This is a genomic window from Rhodopseudomonas telluris, assembly GCF_042432815.1.
Taxonomy (GTDB): domain Bacteria; phylum Pseudomonadota; class Alphaproteobacteria; order Rhizobiales; family Xanthobacteraceae; genus Rhodopseudomonas; species Rhodopseudomonas telluris.
Genome location: NZ_JBHLWM010000004.1, coordinates 57,542 through 76,034, shown reverse-complemented (window position 1 = coordinate 76,034; position 18,493 = coordinate 57,542). Strand labels below are relative to the sequence as shown.

The 18,493-nt window shown below is 67.7% G+C and carries 16 protein-coding genes and 1 riboswitch; of the genes, 6 read left to right on the top strand and 10 right to left on the bottom strand.

Translation table 11 applies throughout. The annotated features are described in order from the left end of the window. Positions 1 to 188 precede the first annotated feature (188 nt). The 4 genes from panE to ACFFJ6_RS10245 form a co-directional block, all read right to left on the bottom strand. Positions 189 to 1,109, bottom strand: a complete 921-nt coding sequence (panE, locus tag ACFFJ6_RS10260; protein ID WP_378387201.1) for a 2-dehydropantoate 2-reductase — start codon at positions 1,107 to 1,109, stop codon at positions 189 to 191. A 240-nt stretch (positions 1,110 to 1,349) separates the two neighbouring features. Further along, positions 1,350 to 2,087: an SDR family oxidoreductase gene (locus tag ACFFJ6_RS10255; protein ID WP_378387199.1), complete on the bottom strand. Its 738-nt coding sequence runs from the start codon at positions 2,085 to 2,087 to the stop codon at positions 1,350 to 1,352. Between the two features lie 121 nt (positions 2,088 to 2,208). Beyond that, the gene (locus ACFFJ6_RS10250; protein WP_378387197.1) at positions 2,209 to 2,811 is read right to left on the bottom strand and encodes a 2-hydroxychromene-2-carboxylate isomerase; all 603 of its coding nucleotides are present in this window, start codon (positions 2,809 to 2,811) and stop codon (positions 2,209 to 2,211) included. A gap of 82 nt (positions 2,812 to 2,893) precedes the next feature. After that, positions 2,894 to 3,493 carry a DUF2239 family protein gene (locus tag ACFFJ6_RS10245; protein WP_378387195.1) on the bottom strand — a complete coding sequence of 200 codons (600 nt, stop codon included), beginning with the start codon at positions 3,491 to 3,493 and terminating at the stop codon, positions 2,894 to 2,896. Positions 3,494 to 3,602: 109 nt separating this feature from the next. On the opposite strand from ACFFJ6_RS10245, the gene ACFFJ6_RS10240 reads away from it, so the two are divergent. After that, entirely contained in the window at positions 3,603 to 3,938 is a 336-nt protein-coding gene (locus ACFFJ6_RS10240; protein WP_378387193.1) for a GIY-YIG nuclease family protein, read from the top strand. Between the two features lie 104 nt (positions 3,939 to 4,042). After that, positions 4,043 to 4,711: a glutathione S-transferase gene (locus tag ACFFJ6_RS10235; RefSeq protein ID WP_378387716.1), complete on the top strand. Its 669-nt coding sequence runs from the start codon at positions 4,043 to 4,045 to the stop codon at positions 4,709 to 4,711. Between the two features lie 250 nt (positions 4,712 to 4,961). On the opposite strand, the gene ACFFJ6_RS10230 is transcribed toward ACFFJ6_RS10235, so the two are convergent. Next, complete coding sequence (locus ACFFJ6_RS10230) at positions 4,962 to 5,837, bottom strand: SDR family oxidoreductase (protein WP_378387191.1); 876 nt, start codon at positions 5,835 to 5,837, stop codon at positions 4,962 to 4,964. Positions 5,838 to 6,150: 313 nt separating this feature from the next. Further along, positions 6,151 to 7,893, bottom strand: coding sequence for a gamma-glutamyltransferase (gene ggt, locus ACFFJ6_RS10225; RefSeq protein ID WP_378387189.1), 1,743 nt, complete (start codon positions 7,891 to 7,893; stop codon positions 6,151 to 6,153). A gap of 100 nt (positions 7,894 to 7,993) precedes the next feature. Between ggt and ACFFJ6_RS10220 the strand changes: the two genes are divergently transcribed. Together ACFFJ6_RS10220 and ACFFJ6_RS10215 are read left to right on the top strand one after the other, a co-directional pair. Then, positions 7,994 to 9,394, top strand: a complete 1,401-nt coding sequence (locus ACFFJ6_RS10220; RefSeq protein WP_378387187.1) for an MFS transporter — start codon at positions 7,994 to 7,996, stop codon at positions 9,392 to 9,394. 213 nt (positions 9,395 to 9,607) lie between these two features. Then, positions 9,608 to 10,696, top strand: a complete 1,089-nt coding sequence (locus tag ACFFJ6_RS10215; protein WP_378387185.1) for a 3-deoxy-7-phosphoheptulonate synthase — start codon at positions 9,608 to 9,610, stop codon at positions 10,694 to 10,696. Between the two features lie 227 nt (positions 10,697 to 10,923). Here ACFFJ6_RS10215 and purH read toward each other — a convergent pair whose 3' ends face one another. The 4 genes from purH to ACFFJ6_RS10195 all read right to left on the bottom strand — a co-directional run bounded on the left by purH (position 10,924) and on the right by ACFFJ6_RS10195 (position 17,397). After that, positions 10,924 to 12,516, bottom strand: coding sequence for a bifunctional phosphoribosylaminoimidazolecarboxamide formyltransferase/IMP cyclohydrolase (purH, locus tag ACFFJ6_RS10210; protein WP_378387183.1), 1,593 nt, complete (start codon positions 12,514 to 12,516; stop codon positions 10,924 to 10,926). A gap of 25 nt (positions 12,517 to 12,541) precedes the next feature. Then, a riboswitch (ZMP/ZTP riboswitch) is annotated at positions 12,542 to 12,623 on the bottom strand. A gap of 90 nt (positions 12,624 to 12,713) precedes the next feature. Next, positions 12,714 to 13,883 carry a GAF domain-containing sensor histidine kinase gene (locus ACFFJ6_RS10205; protein WP_378387181.1) on the bottom strand — a complete coding sequence of 390 codons (1,170 nt, stop codon included), beginning with the start codon at positions 13,881 to 13,883 and terminating at the stop codon, positions 12,714 to 12,716. Between the two features lie 82 nt (positions 13,884 to 13,965). Next, positions 13,966 to 15,720, bottom strand: coding sequence for a heparinase II/III family protein (locus ACFFJ6_RS10200; protein ID WP_378387179.1), 1,755 nt, complete (start codon positions 15,718 to 15,720; stop codon positions 13,966 to 13,968). Positions 15,721 to 16,044: 324 nt separating this feature from the next. Beyond that, positions 16,045 to 17,397 carry an RsmB/NOP family class I SAM-dependent RNA methyltransferase gene (locus tag ACFFJ6_RS10195; RefSeq protein WP_378387177.1) on the bottom strand — a complete coding sequence of 451 codons (1,353 nt, stop codon included), beginning with the start codon at positions 17,395 to 17,397 and terminating at the stop codon, positions 16,045 to 16,047. A 162-nt stretch (positions 17,398 to 17,559) separates the two neighbouring features. Here ACFFJ6_RS10195 and ACFFJ6_RS10190 point away from each other — a divergent pair, with 162 nt between their 5' ends. Together ACFFJ6_RS10190 and ACFFJ6_RS10185 are read left to right on the top strand one after the other, a co-directional pair. Then, positions 17,560 to 17,778 (top strand): DUF1674 domain-containing protein, encoded by a 219-nt coding sequence (locus ACFFJ6_RS10190; RefSeq protein ID WP_378387175.1) that lies wholly within the window; start codon positions 17,560 to 17,562, stop codon positions 17,776 to 17,778. Between the two features lie 117 nt (positions 17,779 to 17,895). After that, entirely contained in the window at positions 17,896 to 18,477 is a 582-nt protein-coding gene (locus ACFFJ6_RS10185) for a thermonuclease family protein (protein ID WP_378387173.1), read from the top strand. Positions 18,478 to 18,493: the final 16 nt, after the last annotated feature.

The following is an 18,493-nucleotide window of genomic DNA, read 5'->3' as shown; positions in this document are numbered from 1 at the left end:
CGCCGAACGCAACTGATAACCAGTTGCCCATCGTTGCGCGCGGGCAGCGGGCGGGCGCATCGAAGGTGCGCGCCTCGCTGTCGGCAAAGCCACTCGCACCCACCCCGTCAGGGCCGGGCTTGTCCCGGCCATGACGGAGGAAATTCAGGGATGGATCGTCGGAGGGCGTATCAGCTGAGAGGCACCTCTCACCCGCGTTGGCTCTCGTAAGCCTTGAGATGGGTGTAGATCACCCGCAGCCGCTCCACCGGCAGGCCGGCGGCCTCGCCGCGCGCGATCAGGTCGCCGATGACGTGATCGGCCTCGACCTTCGCGCCGGCCTGGATGTCGCGGAACATCGACGCGGTTAGCTTGGAGCCGGCGGCGAGCAGCATGCCGCGGGTGCGCTCCATGAACGGCGCGCGCGGCGGATGGCCGGCGGCTTTGGCGATCGCGCCGATCTCCTCCACCACGCCGAGCATGAACTCGGCGCCGCCCGGTGCCGCGAGGATATCGCCGACCGGCGCCCGCATCAGGCTGGTGGAGCCGGCGAGCGACGCCAGGAACACCCACTTCTCCCACATCTCCTGCATCACGTCGGGCGACGCATGGACGTCGAAGCCGGCGGCGCCGAGCGCCGCCGCGATGGCGGTCACGCGCGGGCTGGTGCCGCCGTCGCGTTCGCCGAACGTGATGGCGTTCATCGGCGCGAGCTGCACGACGTGGCGCTGCGCATCCAGCATCGCGGCGATCACGCATTGGCCGCCGAGCACGCGGTCACGGCCGAACCTGGCGTCGAGCACGTCGAGATGCCGCAGGCCGTTGAGCAGCGGCAGCACCGCGGTCTGCGGCCCGACGCCGCCGGCGAACGAGGCGATCGCGTCGTCGAGATCGAACGCCTTGCAGCTCAGCAGCACCAGATCGTAATCGGGCTTCAGCGCGGCGGATTGCAGCGCCGGTGGATTCGCGATCGTCGCGTCGCCGTTCGGGCTCTTGATGACGAGACCGTCGCGCGCCAGCTCCGCGGCCCGCCCCGGCCGCACCAGAAACGTGACGTCCCGCCCCGCCTGCAACAGCCGCCCGCCAAAGTATCCGCCGATGGCGCCCGCGCCGACGATCAGAATCCGCATATCCCCGCTCCTCCCCGTTTGGATCTCGGCTTAGCATCACGTCGGCCGGCCGCCCAGCACAGCGGCTTCATAGCTGCCCTTCACCTCGTCATTGCGAGCGACGCGAAGCAATCCAGCGGAGTAGACGGAGCTGGATTGCTTCGTCGGCTACGCCTCCTCGCGATGACGGAGACGCCGAGTGCGTGGCCTGGGGTTGCCTCGATGCGCCGCGACGAATGCGCGCGTGCCGAAGGAAGAAGCTCACCATTTCTCGCCAAACGGCCTGATTTCCATCTCGAACGTCCAGGCGCTCTTCGGCTGCTGATAGAGCTGCCAATAGGCGCCCGCGACGGAGGCCGGTGGCATCAGCAGGTCGGGATTGTCGAGCGCTTCCTTGCCCCACAGCTGCTCGCGGCGCTCGCGGACCCAGGCGGTGTCGACGCCCGAATCGATGATCAGATGCGCAACGTGGATGTTCTTCGGCATCAATTCGCGCGCCATCGCCTGCGCCACCGCGCGCAGGCCGAACTTGGCGCTGGCGAAGGCGGCGTAGCCGGAGCCGCCGCGCAGCGACGCGGTCGCGCCGGTGAAGAAGATCTTGCCCTGCCCGCGCGGCAGCATCAGCCGCGCCGACTCGCGCCCCGACACGAAGCCGGCCCAGCATGCCATCTCCCAGACCTTGCGAAACACGCGGTCGGTCGTTTCCAGAATCGGGAAATTGACGTTGGCGCCGACGTTGAAGATCGTCACTTCGAGCGGCGCATGCGCGTCGGCATCGTTGAGGAACGCCGTCACTTCGTCTTCCTTGCGGGCATCGAGCGAGCGCGCGACGATCCTGCCGCCGGCGGCTTCGATCTCCGCCACCAGCGGCGCCAGCTTGTCGCCGTTGCGCCGGCCGGCGAACACCGTGAAGCCTTCTGACGCGAATTTCTTGGCGATCTCCGCGCCGATGTAATCCCCGGCCCCGATCACCGCGACGGTTGCGTTGCGTGGCGTCATGTTGGCGTCTCCCACTGGCTCCGTCATTGCGAGCGAAGCGAAGCAATCCATGCCCGTTCCACGAGCGACTGGATTGCTTCGTCGCTTCGCTCTTCGCAATGAGTGGAGAGGTCGATTGAGGCTAGCCGTAAATGTCCTCGACGTCGCGCAGCTGTTCTTTGCCGAAGAACATCTCCTTGCCGACGAAGAAGGTCGGCGAGCCGAACGCGCCGCGCTGCACCGCGTCTTCGGTGTTGGCGATCAGCTTGGCTTTCACCTCCGGCTCCTGCGCGCGGGTCAGCAGCGCCTTGCCGTCGAGGCCCGACGCATTCAGCGACGCCACCGCCGTCTCCAGATCGTCCATCTTCTTCGGCTCCACCCACATGTGGTGGAATGCGGCTTCCACATACTTCTCGAACACGCCGTCGAGCTGCGCCGCGACGGCGGCGCGCATCAGGTTCAGCGTGTTGACCGGGAAGTGCGGATTCCAGACATAGGGCTTGACCGCGTAGCGCCTGACGAAACGCTCGGTCTCGAGCGCGTGGAATTCGCGCTTGTTCTTGATGCCGGCGAGCGTCTCGGCCGGCGACTTGTTGTTGGTGGCCTTGAAGATGCCGCCGAGCAGCACCGGCACGTAGTCGAACCTGGCGCCGATGCGCTGCTCGATCGCCGGGATCGCCTCATGCGCCAGAAACGCGTTGGGGCTGCCGAAATCGAACAGGAATTGCGGGGCGGGTGTGGGCATGGTCTCCTCCGGCGGCGCGCTGCGAGGCGCCTTATATGATTTCCATCATGCCATCGCAGCCTAGCGGGTCGGTGCGGCGCAATCAACCCGGCGTCGGCCACGCCGGCTGCGCCAGCCGGCGCGCATGATCGCGAATGTCGACCGGCCACGTCGCCGTGCAGCGCGCGAACTTTGCGCTGTCGCCGGCGAACAGCGCGCGCGCCGCCTCCTCGTAGTCGGGCCGATCGCCGGCCATCACCGTCATGAAGCGATGCGCGGCTTCTTGCGCGGCGCGGATCCGATCGGCGTCGGCCGACGCACGGCGCGCATCGTCGACCAGCCGGCGCAGCGCCACCGAGGCGCCACCGCGCTGCTGGCCGAGCCATTCCCAGTGCCGCGGCAGCAGCGTTACCTCGCGCGCCACCACGCCGAGCTTCGGCCGCCCCCGCCCCCGCGGCGCGTCGCCATCGCGCACAGGCTCATCGGCCGGCGGCGGATCGACCGGCAACCGCGCCAGCACCTCGGCCAGCGTGCCGCGCAGATCGAAGTCGATCTGCTGCGAGCGGGCGTCGAACACCAGCACGCCCGGTTCGCCGCGATCGACCAGCGGCTTGATCGCCGACACCACGCCGTGGAGGTCGCCCTCGGCGAGCAGGCGGTCGCCGTGAAAGGCGACGTAGGGGCCTATGGCGTGGCTGGTCATGCGCATCGTCTCCCTGCGAATGACCCCCAATATTTTATCCGGGTAAAATTGACAAGCCCCGTCTTTGCCTGCTACGGACGGCGGCGCACAGAGACGCAGAAGGACCACCATGACCAAGCTCGACCGCAAGGCGGCGATCAACGCCTACAAGGAGCGCAAGCCGAAAGCCGCGATCTTCGCGCTGCGCTGCGCGGCGGCCGACGCGGTATGGATCGGGCCGACGCTCAATCCCGACACGGTGCACAACAAGATCTGGTTCACGCTGCGGCAAGGCAGCCATCCCAACCGCGAGTTGCAGCAGGCCTGGGCCGCGCACGGCGCCGACGCCTTCGCGCTGGAAACGCTGGAAGTGTTCGAGCCGGACGAGGATCGCTATCTGCGCGACAACCAGCTCAAGGACCGCGCGGCGCATTGGCGCGAGCAGCTCGGCGCCCGTCCGCTCTGACGCGCGGCGCGCCGGGGCAGCGCCTGCCGCCGAAATCGTCATCCGCGGCGCGCGGTTTCGCGCTATGAACGCGGACCAAGATGCCGCGCGAGGTCCGCACCAATATGCTCACCGTCCACCATCTCAACAATTCACGTTCGCAACGCGTGCTCTGGCTGCTGGAAGAGCTGGGCGTGCCCTACGAGATCAAGCGCTATCAGCGCCAGCCCGACATGATGGCGCCGAAGGAATTGCGCGCGGTGCATCCGCTCGGCAAATCCCCGGTGATCACCGACAACGGCGCCACCATCGCCGAATCCGGCGCGATCATCGAGTACATCATCGACACCTACGGCGACGGCCGGCTGATCCCGCCGCCGAAGACGCCGGAGCGGCTGCGCTACACCTATTGGCTGCACTACGCCGAAGGCTCGGCGATGCCGCCGCTGCTGCTCAAGCTGCTGTTCACGATGATGCCGCAGCGCGCGCCGTTCCTGCTGCGTCCTTTGGTGAAGGCGGTCGCGACCGGCGCGCTGACCGGGTTCGTCGATCCGCAGCTCAAGCAGCACATGGCGTTCTGGGAAAGCGAACTGTCGAAGAGCGATTACTTCGCCGGCGCCGATTTCACCGCCGCCGACATCCAGATGAGCTTCCCGCTCGAAGCCGCCGCCTCGCGCGGCGGATTGGACGCGCGCTATCCCAAGGCGACCGCCTGGCTCGCCACCATCCACGCCCGCCCCGCGTATCAACGCGCGCTGGACAAGGGCGGGCCGTATGAGATCGGCAAGGCGTAAGGAACAGATTCTATAGAGGCGGACAGTCTCGCTTCAAGCAATAATCGCGTACGCCGAGCACAGCCTGCTCCCTCTCCCGCTTGCGGGAGAGGGCGGGGTGAGGGCGCCCCAGGCACAGCACTTGCCGCCACTTCCCTTCATCGACATCGAGAGGTGGTTGCTTGCGTCGCCCTCACCCCAACCCTCTCCCGCAAGCGGGAGAGGGGGCGCGCTGTGCTTGGGGAGAGAGAGCTAACTACACCAGGTCGCCCTACCCCATCGGCAGCGGCGTCACCTTGACGCCGGGCGGGGGGACGTCGTCGTCGGGGACGAAGAAGTCGGACATCAGTTGTGTGGTCGGATCGACGCGGTAGCGTTCGAAGTCGGTGACGCCGGCCTCGAACAGCACCTTGTCGTCGATGCAGAACTGGCCGGTGAAGTCGCGCGACGGCTTGGTGAGAATCGCGTAGGCCGCGTCGCCCATGATCTCCGGCGTGCGGCTGGCGCGCATCATCGCGTCGCCGCCGAGCAGATTGCCGACCGCCGCGGTGGCGATGGTGGTGCGCGGCCACAGCGCGTTGACGGCGACGCCCGCGCTCTTCAGCTCGGCCGACAAGCCGAGCACCACCATGCTCATGCCGAACTTTGCGAGCGTATAGGCGGTCGAGGCAGCGAACCATTTCGGCTTCATGTCGAGCGGCGGCGACAGCATCAGGATGTGCGGATTGTCGGCCTTCTTCAGATGCGGAATGCAATATTTCGACACCATGAAGGTGCCGCGGGTGTTGATGCCGGTCATCAGGTCGTAGCGCTTCATGTCGGTCGCCTGGGAATTGGTCAGGCTGATCGCGCTGGCATTGTTGACGCAAACGTCGAGCCCACCGAACTCCGCGACCGTCTGGTTGATCGCGTCGATCACCTGCGTCTCGTCGCGGATATCGCAGACCAGCGGCAGCGCCTTGCCGCCGGCGGCGCGGATCTCGTCGGCCGCCGTGTAGATCGTGCCTTGCAGCTTCGGATGCGGCTCGGCCGTCTTGGCCGCGATGGCGATATTGGCCCCGTCCCGCGCCGCCCGCAGCGCGATCGCGAGCCCAATGCCCCGGCTCGCGCCGGTGATGAACAGCGTCTTGCCTTTTAGTGAAGCCATGGTCGTCTCCTCGTCGCCCAGTCGAAATCACCGGACAGATTAGCAGAGCGCCGCTGCATCCGCTTGCGGGCAGGCGTTGGCGACTCCTGTAAGCCGAAGCCCTCGCCGCACACCCGACGAGCTCCCTCCCCCGCTTGCGGGGGAGGGTTGGGGTGAGGGACAGCCGCGAGCCGCAGCTCGTGCTTCGAGCCTTCTTGAGCAAGTCGTCAGCTCTCTGCCTGGGGCGCCCTCACCCCAGCCCTCTCCCGCAGGCAGGAGAGGGAGCGCGCCTCGCGCGGGGAGAGGCTTTCTTCCAATGTCTCACTGAGACCAACTAATTCCCCGCCGCCGTTGCGCCACGCGTCCTCGGATCCGGGGCGCCGTGGAAGCCTGCGGCGTCGATGAAGATCGTATTGGTCGAGGTCTGGCCGAGCGGGACGGCGATGCGGTGGCCCATCGCGCGGAGCGCGTCGAGGGTCGCGTCCGGGAAGCCGGTTTCGACGCGGACTTCGTCCGGCATCCATTGATGATGCAGCCGGGGCGCGGCGACCGCGGCGGCGACGTTCATGCGATAATCGAGCACATCGACGATCACCTGCAGGGTCGCCGAGATGATGCGGCTGCCGCCCGGCGAACCGGTGACCAGCACCGGCTTGCCGTCCTGCAGCACGATGGTCGGCGACATCGACGACAGCGGCCGCTTGCCCGGCGCCGGCAGATTGGCGGCGAAGCCGACGAGGCCGTAGGCATTCGACGCGCCCGGCGCCGCGGTGAAATCGTCGAGTTCGTTGTTGAGCAGCACGCCGGTGCCGTCGGCAATCAGCCCGACGCCGTAGCTGAAGTTCAGCGTGTAGGTGTTGCTGACCGCATTGCCCTGATCGTCCGCGACCGAATAATGCGTGGTGTTCTCGCCCTCCCTGGGCTGCGACACCGCGTCGGCCGCCGGCGTCGCGCGCGTGAGGTCGATGCCCTTGCGCAGCGTCGCCGCGTAGTCCTTCGACAGCAGCTTCGCGGTCGGCGCATCGCTGAACGCCGGATCGCCGAGATAGCGGGCGCGGTCGGCGTAAGCGCGTTTCATCGCTTCGATCAGCAGATGCAGCGACGGGGCGCTGCCCTGCGCGTAGTCCTGCATCGCGAAGCCTTCGAGGATGTTCAGCGTCTCGATCAGCACCACGCCGCCGGACGACGGCAGCGGCATCGCCACGATGTCGTAGCCGCGATAGCTGCCGCGCACCGGCTTGCGCAGCACCGCCTGATAGTTGGCGAGATCGTCGGTGGTGATCAACCCGCCGGCCTCGCGGATGCTGCGCGCGAGTTTATCCGCGACTTCGCCGCGATAGAAGCCGTCTGTCCCCTTGTCGGCGATCGCCTGCAGCGTCATCGCGAGATCGGGCTGCCTCAGCCGGTCGCCGTCCTGCAGCGCCGAACCGTCCGGGCGCGCCAGCACCTTCTGCGTCGACGGCCAGCGCGACAGCCAGGCGTGCCATTGCGGAAACGTATCGGCATTGTCATCGGCGATGATGAAGCCATCACGCGCGAGTTCGATCGCCGGCTGCAGCACGTCGCGCAGCGTGAACTTGCCCGAGCCGTATTTGTCGAGCGCCAGCGCCAGGCCCGCCACTGTGCCGGGCACGCCGATGCCGAGCGCGGATTTGCGCGACTTGTCGGCGTCGGGCTTGCCGTCCGTCAGGAACATGTCCTGCGTCGCCGCCTGCGGGGCGGTCTCGCGATAGTCGATCGCGACGTCCTCATTCTTCGCCGTTGAGTGGATCACCATGAAGCCGCCGCCGCCGAGATTGCCGGCGCGCGGATAGGTCACCGCCATCGCGAAGCCGGTCGCCACCGCGGCATCGACCGCATTGCCGCCGCGCGCGAGAAACTTCGCGCCGACTTCGGCCGCGAGCTTCTCCTGCGCCACCACCATGCCGTGCCGGGCGACCACCGCCTTAGCGGAGGCGGGATCGCGCAGCGCGCCGCCGCGCATGTCCTGCGCGGACGCGGCGATGGGCGCGAAGCTCAGCGCGGCGATGGTCCACGCCGTCACGATTGTGCGATGAAGAAACGTCATGCTGCTCATTTCGGGTTCCGGGGACGCGGGTGCAGGCTGCTCCGCGCCGGCGAATCCTATAGGGATTGGCCGGGCCGGCCAAATCCCGGCGCAGCAGGAACGGAACAAGATGGCGTCATCGATCGTCGCGGAGAGTGCACCGGACACTGCGCCGCGAACCTATCCGTCGCGCCCCGCCGTGCTCGGCTGGATCTTGTTCGACTGGGCGGCGCAGCCTTACTTCACGCTGATCACCACCTTCATCTTCGCGCCCTATTTCGTCACTTACGTCGCGCCCGATCCGGCCACCGGACAATCCTGGTGGGGCTTCGCCACCGCGGCGAGCGGCTTGCTGATCGCACTGGCCTCGCCGGTGCTCGGCGCGGTCGCCGATGCCAGCGGCCGGCGCAAGCCGTGGATCGCGCTGTTCGGCGCGCTGCTGGTGATCGGCTCGTGCCTGATGTGGTTCGGCAAGCCGGGCGATTCGCATCTGATCCTGCCGCTGCTGATCGCCTATGCGCTCGCCACCGTCGGGGTCGAATTCGCCACCGTGTTCAACAACGCGATGATGCCGAATCTCGTCCCGCCCGAAAAGATCGGCCGCTTATCAGGCACCGGCTGGGCGACCGGTTATGTCGGCGGCATCCTGTCGCTGATCCTGGTACTCGGCTTCCTGGCGGCGAGCCCGGACAGCGGCAAAACATTGCTCGGCTTCACACCGCTGTTCGGCCTCGATCCGGCGACGCACGAAGGCGACCGCATCAGCGGACCGCTCACCGGCATCTGGTTCGTGGTGTTCGTGCTGCCGATGTTTCTGCTGACGCCGGATTTTCCCGCGAAGCTGAAAGCGCGAGCCGCGGTGCGCGAGGGCCTGCGCGAACTCCGCGAGACGCTGCGCGATCTGCCGCGCCGGCGCTCGCTCGCCACCTTCCTGCTCGCCAACATGATCTACACCGACGGGCTCGTCTCGCTGTTCGCGTTCGGTGGCATCTACGCCACCGGCACCTTCGGCTGGAACACCATCCAGATCGGCAGCTTCGGCGTGATCCTGGCGATCGCCGCGACCTTCGGCGCCTTCATCGGCGGCCGGCTCGACGATGCGCTCGGCTCCAAGCGAGTGATCGCCGGCTCGATGGTGCTGCTGCTGATCGCGATCGCCGGCATCCTGCTGATCGATCCGTCGCATATCGTGTTTGTCGAAGTGACACCGCCGCAGCCTGGCGGCGCGCTGTTCGCCGCGCCGGCCGAGCGCGCTTATTTGCTGCTCGGCTGCCTGATCGGCATCGCCGGCGGTCCGTTGCAGGCGGCGTCGCGCACGCTGTTGATCCGGATCGCGCCGCGCGACCGCATCGCGCAGTATTTCGGCCTGTTCGCCCTCACCGGCAAGGTGACGTCCTTTATCGGCCCGCTGCTGATCGCCAGCGTCACGGCGATCACCGCGAGCCAGAAGGCCGGCATGGCGGTGCTGGTTATATTCTTCGTCGCCGGACTGGCGCTGCTGACCCGGGTCCGGCCCTCGGCGGACGTCTGAAACCCCGTCCGTGGACAAACGCGCCGGCTTGGTCTATATGAGCCGCATGATCCACTCGGCCGCCTCGTCCTGGTACTTCTATTTTAGCAGCTCGCTGGCGGCGGGAGGATTTCGCTCGATCTGAAGATTGAAGCATCGAAGTCCGAAAAGCCGCCAGACCTGGCGGCTTTTTCGTTTGAGCCGGCAGGTCTCCCTCACAAGGAGCAGACTGCCGTGTTGACCACCACCGACGACCTTCGCCTGCAGAAGATCACCGAACTGAGTACGCCCGACGAAGTCATGGGCGAGATTCCGCGTACGCTGACCGCGACGCGCACCGTTGCGGCGAGCCGCAGCGCGATTCACGCCATCCTGACCGGTGCCGACGACCGGCTGCTCGTCGTGGTCGGCCCCTGTTCGATTCACGATCCGGCCGCGGCCTTGGACTATGCCAGCCGTCTGGCGGCGCTGCGCGAGACCTTGGCCGACCGGCTCGAGATCGTGATGCGGGTGTATTTCGAAAAGCCACGCACCACGGTGGGCTGGAAAGGGTTGATCAACGACCCCGACCTCGACGGCAGCTTCCGGATCGACAAGGGGCTGCGGCTCGCGCGCCATGTGCTGGCGGCCGTGAACAATCTCGGCCTGCCCGCAGCCACCGAATTCCTCGACCTGATCACGCCGCAATACATCGCCGATCTGGTCGCCTGGGGGGCGATCGGCGCCCGCACCACCGAGAGCCAGATCCACCGCGAACTGGCGTCCGGTCTGTCGTGCCCGATCGGCTTCAAGAACGGCACCGACGGCAATGTCCGGATCGCCGCAGAGGCGGTGAGGTCCGCCGCGCAGCCGCATCATTTCATGGCGGTGACCAAGCGCGGCCGCAACGCCATCGCGGCCACCACCGGCAACAGCGACTGCCACGTCATCCTGCGCGGCGGCGTGACGCCGAACTACGATGCCGCGAGCGTGGACGCCGCTGCGGCGGTGCTCGGCAAGAACGGTCTGGCGCCGCGCCTGATGATCGACGCCAGCCACGCCAACAGCAGCAAGCAGCCGGACAATCAGCCGAAGGTGACGGCCGACATCGGGCGGCAGCTCGCGGCGGGCGATGACCGCATCATCGGCGTGATGATCGAAAGCAACCTGGTCGCCGGGCGGCAGGACGTCGTGCCGGGCCGGCCACTGCAATACGGCCAGAGCATCACCGACGGCTGCATCGACTGGGCGACCACCGAGACGGTGCTGCACGAGCTGGCCGACGCAGTGGCGAGTCGACTAACGACACGTCGCGACGCTCAGCAGGAAGGTGCGGCGGCTTGATCAGCTAGCGGGATGGCGATCGTTGGGCTGCTGCTACGCACTCTGCGTCATCCTGAGGTGCCCACCGGGCCGCGCTATGCGCGGGCTGGTGGGCCTCGAAGGATGGGCCACAAATACCGTGGCCGCATCCTTCGAGGCGCGCTACGCGCGCACCTCAGGATGACGACTCTGAGCTTGCGACAGCTGCTTCAGACGACTGTGGAACTTCGCTCAGTCGCCTGAACGCGTCAGTGCCGGAAGTGCCGGGTGCCGGTGAACACCATGGCGATGCCGGCGTCGTCGGCGGCCTTGATCACTTCGTCGTCGCGCACCGAGCCGCCGGGCTGGATCACCGCGGTGGCGCCGGCTTCGATGCAGGCCAGCATGCCGTCGGCGAACGGGAAGAACGCGTCGGAGGCGACCACCGAGCCCTTGGTCATCGGCGCGGCGAGCTTCATCGCCTCGGCCGCATCCTGCGCCTTGCGGGCGGCGATGCGGGCGGAGTCGACACGGCTCATCTGCCCGGCGCCGATGCCGACGGTGGCGAGATCCTTGGCGTAGATGATCGTGTTCGACTTGACGTGCTTGCCGACGCGGAACGCGAATTTCAGATCGCGCAGTTCGGCTTCGGTCGGCTGCCGCTTGGTCACGACCTTCAGCGCCATGTCGTCCACCACCGCATTGTCACGCGACTGCACCAGCAGGCCGCCGGCGACGGTCTTGTAAGTGAGGCCGTTGGCGCGCGGATCGGGCAGGCTGCCTGCCAGCAGCAGACGCAGGTTCTTCTTCGCCGCGACGATCGCGATCGCCTCGTCGGTGGCGTCCGGCGCGATGATCACTTCGGTGAAGATCTCGGTGATGGCGCGCGCCGCTTCGGCGTCGAGCGTACGGTTGAGCGCGACGATGCCGCCGAACGCGGACACGGAATCGCAGGCCAGCGCCTTGTGATACGCGTCGAGCAGGCTCGATCCCTCGGCGACGCCGCAGGGATTGGCGTGCTTGACGATGACGCAGGCCGCTGTGCGCTTGGCGTCGAACTCGCCGACGGCCTCATAGGCGGCGTCGGTGTCGTTGATGTTGTTGTAGGACAGCTCCTTGCCCTGCACCTGGCGCGCGGTGGCGACGCCGGGGCGCTTCTCCGGCGTGGCGTAGAACGCCGCGGTCTGGTGGGGGTTTTCGCCGTAGCGCAGCGACTGGATCAGCCGGCCGCCGATGGCGCGGAAATCCGGGGCCTCAAGCTCGAGCTGCAGCGCGAACCAGTTGGAGATCGCCGCATCATAAGCGGCCGTGCGCGCATAGGCCTTGGCGGCGAGGCGCTTGCGCAGGGTCAGCGTCGTCGCGCCCTTGTTCGCAGTCAGTTCGTCGAGCACCGCCTGGTAATCATTGGCCTCGACCACCACCGCGACGTCGTCGTGGTTCTTGGCGGCGGCGCGGATCATCGCCGGGCCGCCGATGTCGATGTTCTCGATGCAGTCTTCGTAGCCGGCGCCTTTGTCGACGGTGGCCTCGAACGGATACAGATTCACCACCAGCAGATCGATCTGCGGGATGCCGTGCGCGGCCATCGCCTGCTTGTGCTCGTCGTTGTCGCGGATCGCCAGCAGGCCGCCATGCACCTTCGGATGCAGCGTCTTGACCCGGCCGTCCATCATCTCGGGGAAGCCGGTCAGCTCGGAGACGTCCTTCACCGGCAGGCCGGCGGCGGCGATCGCCTTGGCGGTGCCGCCGGTCGAGACCAGTTCGACGCCGTGGCCCGCGAGCGCGCGGGCGAAATCGATCAGACCGGTCTTGTCGGAAACGGACAGCAATGCGCGGGTGACGCGGCGGGGAGTCTGGGTCATGGGGCAAGATCCTGTGTCGTTAGGAAAGCTGTGCCCAGGCGCGCGGCAGATCCATTCCGCGCTCCCCGATGGTGCTCCATCCTTGGTCGCCAGTCGCGCGAAACGCCGTCTGGTTAGCAGTTTTCGCCGGTGGCGACAACGGCGACCAAGGTCGCTGACGGCGCAGGTCGGGCCTGCGTCGCACGCGGATGCCCGCGTCAGCGCACCGGCATGCTGAAGACGAAGCGGGTTTCCTGAGGGGTCGAGGTCGCCGACAGCGTGCCGCCATGGGCGCGGGCGATCTCCGAGGCGATGTACAGGCCGAGGCCGAGCCCCTGCTTCGCCGGCTCGACCTCGCCGCGATAGAACGGCTGAAACAGCCGCTTCAATGCCGGAGCCGGGATCGGCTCGCCGGCATTGCTGACCGACAGTTCGAACAGCTCGGCGTCGGAGCGGGCCACGACGCGGACCGGCTGATCCGGCGCCCCATAGGTCACCGCATTGGCGAGCAGGTTGGACAACAGCTGCGCGATCCGGCCGGCGTCGCAGCTCACCGGGACGGCGAGATCGGCATGCAGCTCGATGTCGCGATCGGGCGCGGTCGCGCGCAGTTCGGAAACGACCTGTTCGACGAGCGGCAGCAGCGGCTGCAACGACTGGTTGCGCAGCGACAGCCCGTCGCCGAGCCGACCGCGCGCGAAATCCATCACGTCGTCGATGAGCCCCGACATCCGCGCCACCGCGTTGCGCATCAGACCGAGGACTTCCGGGGCGCGCGCCGGCGCTTTCTCCAGCACGCGCGTGCCGGCGTCGATCGCCGCCAACGGGTTGCGCAGATCGTGGCCGAGCACCGCAATGAACTGCTCGCGCAGTTCGGCGGTCTGGCGTTCATCGAGCAGGTGCGCTTCCGAGGTCTGCAGGCGATCGAGCGCGTCGAGATGCGTGCCGATCAGTTCGGCGAACAGCTTGAAGGTGGCGATGGTGTGCGGCGTGTTCAGCCGCGCCGGCCGCGGGTCGATCGCGCACAGCGTGCCGAACATCTCGCCGTTCGCCCGCATGATCGGCATCGAGATGTAGCTCTGGAAACCGTATTGGGCCGGCGTGTGATGACTCTGAAACACCGCATCCTCGGCCACATGGTCGATCACCACCGCCTGATGGCTCTGGCGGATTTCGTGGCAGATCGTGGTCTCGACCTGAAGTTCACCGCCCGGGACCAGGCCGAACTCGATCTCGTCGCGCACCGCGCAGCACACCCACCGGCTATCGGTGACGCGCGCGACGGCGGCGAACCCCATCCCGGTGGTGCGGCAGACGACTTCCAGAATCAGCGGGACGGCGTCGATCCGCTGCACCGCATCGATGTCGGCCTGAATGCCGTCTGCCATGCTCACTCGCTTGCCCGACCGGTGCCCGGCCCTCAAAGAGGCAACGGCTACCCCGGACAGTGAGGAAATACCATCGGGAAATCTAGAGCGGCAGCTCCGGCTCGCGGCGCGCGGCGCGGCGGGCGCTGGTGGCCTGCGGCGAGGAATTGGAGCGGACGAAGCTCCAGCGCACGTTGGGGGCCTCGATCGAATTCTGCCGGACCACGATCTGGGCCGAGCGCCGCGGCCCGTCATTGCCGGCCAGGAAAACGCTCTCCTCGAGATCGACCTTGTCGTCGGCCGCCTCGAAGGTCCAGACCTCGCGATTGGGCAGCACCAGCATCACGCCCTTGGCGTCGCTGAGCCGGCTCGCCTTGACCTGCGGATGCAGATGGAAGCGCAGCGCGTAGTCGGCCTGCGCGGCGCGGTGGCGGCCGCCCTGCGCCGGCTCCAGCGTGTCCTCGCCGTCGACCCGGCTGCCGTCGTGCTTCACCATGATGACGCGCTGATGCAGCACGCCGAACCGGTCGCGATAACCGTCGTGCGAGGTGGTCAGCAGCACACCGTTCGCCACCGCCTCGCGGCGGTTCTCGACCTGGCTCGGGCCGCTGACGATCGGCGCGCCCTGCAACAGCTTCTTCATCGCCGTGCGCTCGACGAAGCTGCAGGACGAGGTGTCGTGGCAGGTGACGGTGGAATGCGCGGCGGTCGAGCGCGCGAAGCCGCGCCAGCTCTCGCGATTGGTCCCCGGCATGCCGCAATTGGTGACGATCCGGCACGCGCCCGACGACAGTTCGAACGACAGGCAGCCGGCATGCGCGTCCTGGCTGACATTCGCCGGCGGCGGCGGGCCGACATCCACGATCACCAGCGTGGTGCCGGCGTCGATCCGCTGATAGCCCGAATGCGGCATACTCGGCATCGGCGTGCCGTGACTGTCGTCATAGGCCAGCAGCGTCGCCAGCAGATCCGACGGCGTGGCGCTCATGCCGTTGAACAGCGCGATGGCGCCGTCGCCGTGGCGGAAGAACCGCAGCATCGGCATCATCCGGTCGATCGCATTCAGCAGCGCCGGCGGCGGCGCGATATTGCGCGCCGCAAATGTCTGGCGCAGCGGCAAAAGGTCGATCAGCAGCTCGATCAGCGCGCCGGGGTTGCGCGAGACGTGGCCGCCATCCGGCAGGATCTGGCGCTGCAGCTCTTCCGACAGCCGCTTGGTGGCGGCGCGGATATTGCGCGCCTGATTGGCGAGGCACAACGCCGCGTAGCACAGCGCGATCGTCACCTGCAGCCGCGGCACGCCGTCCGAAACGTCGAGCAGCGCGTGGCGCAGCGCGCGGATCTCACGGGTCAGGCCGCGCAGATAGCGGCGATAGAATTTGCCGTCGGTGTCGGACAGCACCAGCGGCGCCTGCGACAGCAACGAGATCACCCGCCGCGCCGTGACTTCCGGACGCCGGCCGACCGGGCGATGCCGCGCCATGTTGCCGAGCCAGTCGTCGACCAGCGAGCGGGCGTTGGCGCGGGTGATCGCGGTGTCGGCGGCGCGCAGATGGCGCAGCCAGCCGAAGCCGAACAGGGCCGCTTCCCAGTCATCCGAGGGCGGCTCGATCTCGAAGATCGAGCGGCCGTGCGAGGTGACGATCTTGCCGGCGAACACGAAGCGGCCCGCATAGATCTCGGCCGCGCGAGTGGCGTCGGCGGTGCGCAGATCGTGCGGCGCGATGATCAGCCGGTCGGTCCGGCCGGGCCACAGCCGCGTCAGCGCCGCCGAGCCGCCGGACGCACGCGCCACCATGGTCCGCGCGAAGCGGCCCACGACCAGGCTCGAGATCCCTCGGCGGTGAACGGATGACACGCGTGCTAGGGCTCCCGGTTCATGGCCCGCATCGACTTTGTGCGATCGTCGACCAGCGGCGTTCAGATTCAGCAAGATGTCGACGACCTTCGCGCGCCAGGACGCAGTCGATGAAGCCAGCTCTGATGGAAACAGCTCTGAGGACATCTGCGCAGCGGACACGAAAGGATGTTGTGAACCAAAGCAACCTCGGATTAACGAAAATTCGTTTCGAATCCTTTTAGTCCGGAATCGGCCACCGCACACCCTGCCGATGGGCGGAGTGTGGACGGACGACTTCCGGAGCTGTGTGGCGGCCTGCGGACGGCCGGCTTTTCGGAGAGATTACAGAGACTTCGTCAGCCGCGCCGCGTAAAAGCCGTCGACTCCGGCGAGCCGCGGATCGGCATGAGGCAGGTGCGACGGCAGCGTCCGCACATCGCCCTCCGGCGTGATGAATTCGGCGAGGCCGGCGACCTCGTCGGGCGCCACCGGGACGCGGCGCATGCCCGGCTCCTCGGCGAGCAGCTTGGCGATCGCCTGCTCGCCCTCTTCGGGCTCCAGCGAACAGGTGCAGTACACCAGCGTGCCGCCGGGCCGCAGCAGCGCCGCCGCCTTGTGCAGCAACCGGTTCTGCACCGCCGCCAGCGCGCCGATATCGGCCTCCTGCTTCAGCCAGGCGACATCGGGATGGCGGCGAATCGTACCGGTCGAGGCGCAGGGCGCGTCGACCAGCACGCCATCGAAACTGCCGGGCGCATCGGCCCGCCATTCGGTGGCGTCGGCGACGCTGGTCTCGGCCTCGAGCGACAGCCGCGCCAGATTTTCGCGCAGCCGCGCGACGCGGGCGGGCGAGCGGTCGATTGCGCTGACGCGGGCACCGGCCTGCGCCAGTTGGGCGGTCTTGCCGCCCGGCGCGGCGCACAGATCGGCCACCGCCTTGCCGGCGAGATCGCCGAACAGCCGTGCCGGCAGTGCCGCCGCGGCGTCCTGCACCCACCATTGGCCATCGTCGAAGCCCGGCAGCATCTTCACCGAGCCCTGCAACAGCGTCCGCACCGTGCCGGTCGGCAGCATCTCGCCGTACAGCCGGCCGGCCCAATGCGCCGGATCGGATTTGACCGTGATGTCGAGCGACGGCTCATGGCTGATCGCCACCGCAATGGCGCGCGCGGCGTCTTCACCGTAATGCGCGCTCCAGCGCGCCATGAGCCATTGCGGCACATCCAGCGCCTGGCCGGCGACCTCGTCCACCAGCGGCTGGCCCTCGCGGGCGCAGCGCCGCAGCACGGCGTTGACGAGGCCGGTATATTTTGCGCCACGGCGGTCGGACTGCACCAGCCGCACCGACAGATCGACGGCGGCGTGATCCGGCACGTCCATCCAGAGAATCTGCGCGGCGCCGATCAGCAGCGCGCTGCGCGCCCGCGGCGCATCGGTCGGCACACCGCGATCCAGCATCCGGGCCAGTACATGATCGAGCGTGCCGAGCCGGCGCAGAATCGTCGCGACCAGCCGCCGCATCAGCGCGCGGTCGCGGTCCGCCAGGGTCTTCAGTCCCGGATGCGCAGCCGGCCCCTCCAGCTGTTCGTCGAGCGTGCGGCGCTTGCCGAGAACGCCATCCAGAATATCGGCGGCGACCCGGCGTGCGGCGAGCCCCGGCACTTCGGACGGCTGGGCGAATCTTGGAGCAGGCATGAGGGAAAGGTATCACACTGGAGGGACGATGCCGCGCGCTCTGAGATGCGGCGCCGGCAAGGGATGGCAGGCGAATATGCCGATTCTAAGAATCGCCACAGCCCGGATGTTGCGTCTGAGGATAACGGGACTTAGATCGCGGGAACGACGAAAGGCCGAGCCATGACCGACGCAGACCCGAAAACCCCGCCCGCCGCTGCCGAAGCTCCGCGCAAGGAATTGCCGGAGGCGGCCAAGCGCGCGCTGGCGGAAGCCGAAGCCCGTCGCGTCGAAGCCGCCCGCCACGCCGAAGCCCGCGCCAAGGAGTTCCAGGGTCCGAAAGGCCCCGAGCCGACCCGCTTTGGCGACTGGGAAGTGAAGGGCATCGCGTCGGATTTCTGAACGGCCGAGTGGCGCGGCCGTCGCAACACCTCCCAACGAATTTGCCGGCACGCAATTTCTGCAATCGATGATTGCGGTTCGCTGCTTGCGCGGCCCGACTCGCGCTAACGTCGAACCATGTCCTTCCGTCCCCGCCCGAATCGCGTCCCGATCGCGCGCCTGCCATGGCGCGGACGGATGTCGTCGATCCTGCCCTGGGTTTTCGTGCTCGGCATCGCGGCCGGGACGATGCTGCCGGCGCGGCACTGGATCCATTGGCCGTGGACCAGGCCGCCGATCTCTCAGGCCAATCCGCAAGACGCCGAAGCAGTGTGGCGGCGGGCGGGCAATCCGACCATCCGGCATCCGGTCGACGTGCTTTACACGATCGACGGCGACACCTTCGAGGCGCGCGTCCATATGCTGCCCGGGCACGACCTCGTCACCCGCGTGCGGCTGCGCGGCATCGACGCGCCGGAGCTGAAGGCGCAATGCGCCAAGGAACTGCAACTCGCCGAAGCCGCCAAGGACGCGTTGCGCAATCTGCTGCGCCAGGGTGAAGTCGCGATCTACAACATCGGCCCCGACAAATACGAAGGCCGCGTCGTCGCAGACGTCGCCACGAAGCGCTCGCCGAACGTCTCGGCGGCGTTACTCGAGGGCGGCTACGCGCGGGCTTACGGCGGCGGGCATCGCGAAGGCTGGTGCGGAACGCGATAGGCAGTTTTTAGTACGC

Bases quoted from the DNA above. Each gene is read 5' to 3' on its own strand.
- panE (WP_378387201.1), bottom strand. From the start codon at position 1,109: ATGCGGATTCTGATCGTCGGCGCGGGCGCCATCGGCGGATACTTTGGC.
- ACFFJ6_RS10255 (WP_378387199.1), bottom strand. From the start codon at position 2,087: ATGACGCCACGCAACGCAACCGTCGCGGTGATCGGGGCCGGGGATTAC.
- ACFFJ6_RS10250 (WP_378387197.1), bottom strand. From the start codon at position 2,811: ATGCCCACACCCGCCCCGCAATTCCTGTTCGATTTCGGCAGCCCCAAC.
- ACFFJ6_RS10245 (WP_378387195.1), bottom strand. From the start codon at position 3,493: ATGACCAGCCACGCCATAGGCCCCTACGTCGCCTTTCACGGCGACCGC.
- ACFFJ6_RS10240 (WP_378387193.1), top strand. From the start codon at position 3,603: ATGACCAAGCTCGACCGCAAGGCGGCGATCAACGCCTACAAGGAGCGC.
- ACFFJ6_RS10235 (WP_378387716.1), top strand. From the start codon at position 4,043: ATGCTCACCGTCCACCATCTCAACAATTCACGTTCGCAACGCGTGCTC.
- ACFFJ6_RS10230 (WP_378387191.1), bottom strand. From the start codon at position 5,837: ATGGCTTCACTAAAAGGCAAGACGCTGTTCATCACCGGCGCGAGCCGG.
- ggt (WP_378387189.1), bottom strand. From the start codon at position 7,893: ATGAGCAGCATGACGTTTCTTCATCGCACAATCGTGACGGCGTGGACC.
- ACFFJ6_RS10220 (WP_378387187.1), top strand. From the start codon at position 7,994: ATGGCGTCATCGATCGTCGCGGAGAGTGCACCGGACACTGCGCCGCGA.
- purH (WP_378387183.1), bottom strand. From the start codon at position 12,516: ATGACCCAGACTCCCCGCCGCGTCACCCGCGCATTGCTGTCCGTTTCC.
- ACFFJ6_RS10205 (WP_378387181.1), bottom strand. From the start codon at position 13,883: ATGGCAGACGGCATTCAGGCCGACATCGATGCGGTGCAGCGGATCGAC.
- ACFFJ6_RS10195 (WP_378387177.1), bottom strand. From the start codon at position 17,397: ATGCCTGCTCCAAGATTCGCCCAGCCGTCCGAAGTGCCGGGGCTCGCC.
- ACFFJ6_RS10190 (WP_378387175.1), top strand. From the start codon at position 17,560: ATGACCGACGCAGACCCGAAAACCCCGCCCGCCGCTGCCGAAGCTCCG.
- ACFFJ6_RS10185 (WP_378387173.1), top strand. From the start codon at position 17,896: ATGTCCTTCCGTCCCCGCCCGAATCGCGTCCCGATCGCGCGCCTGCCA.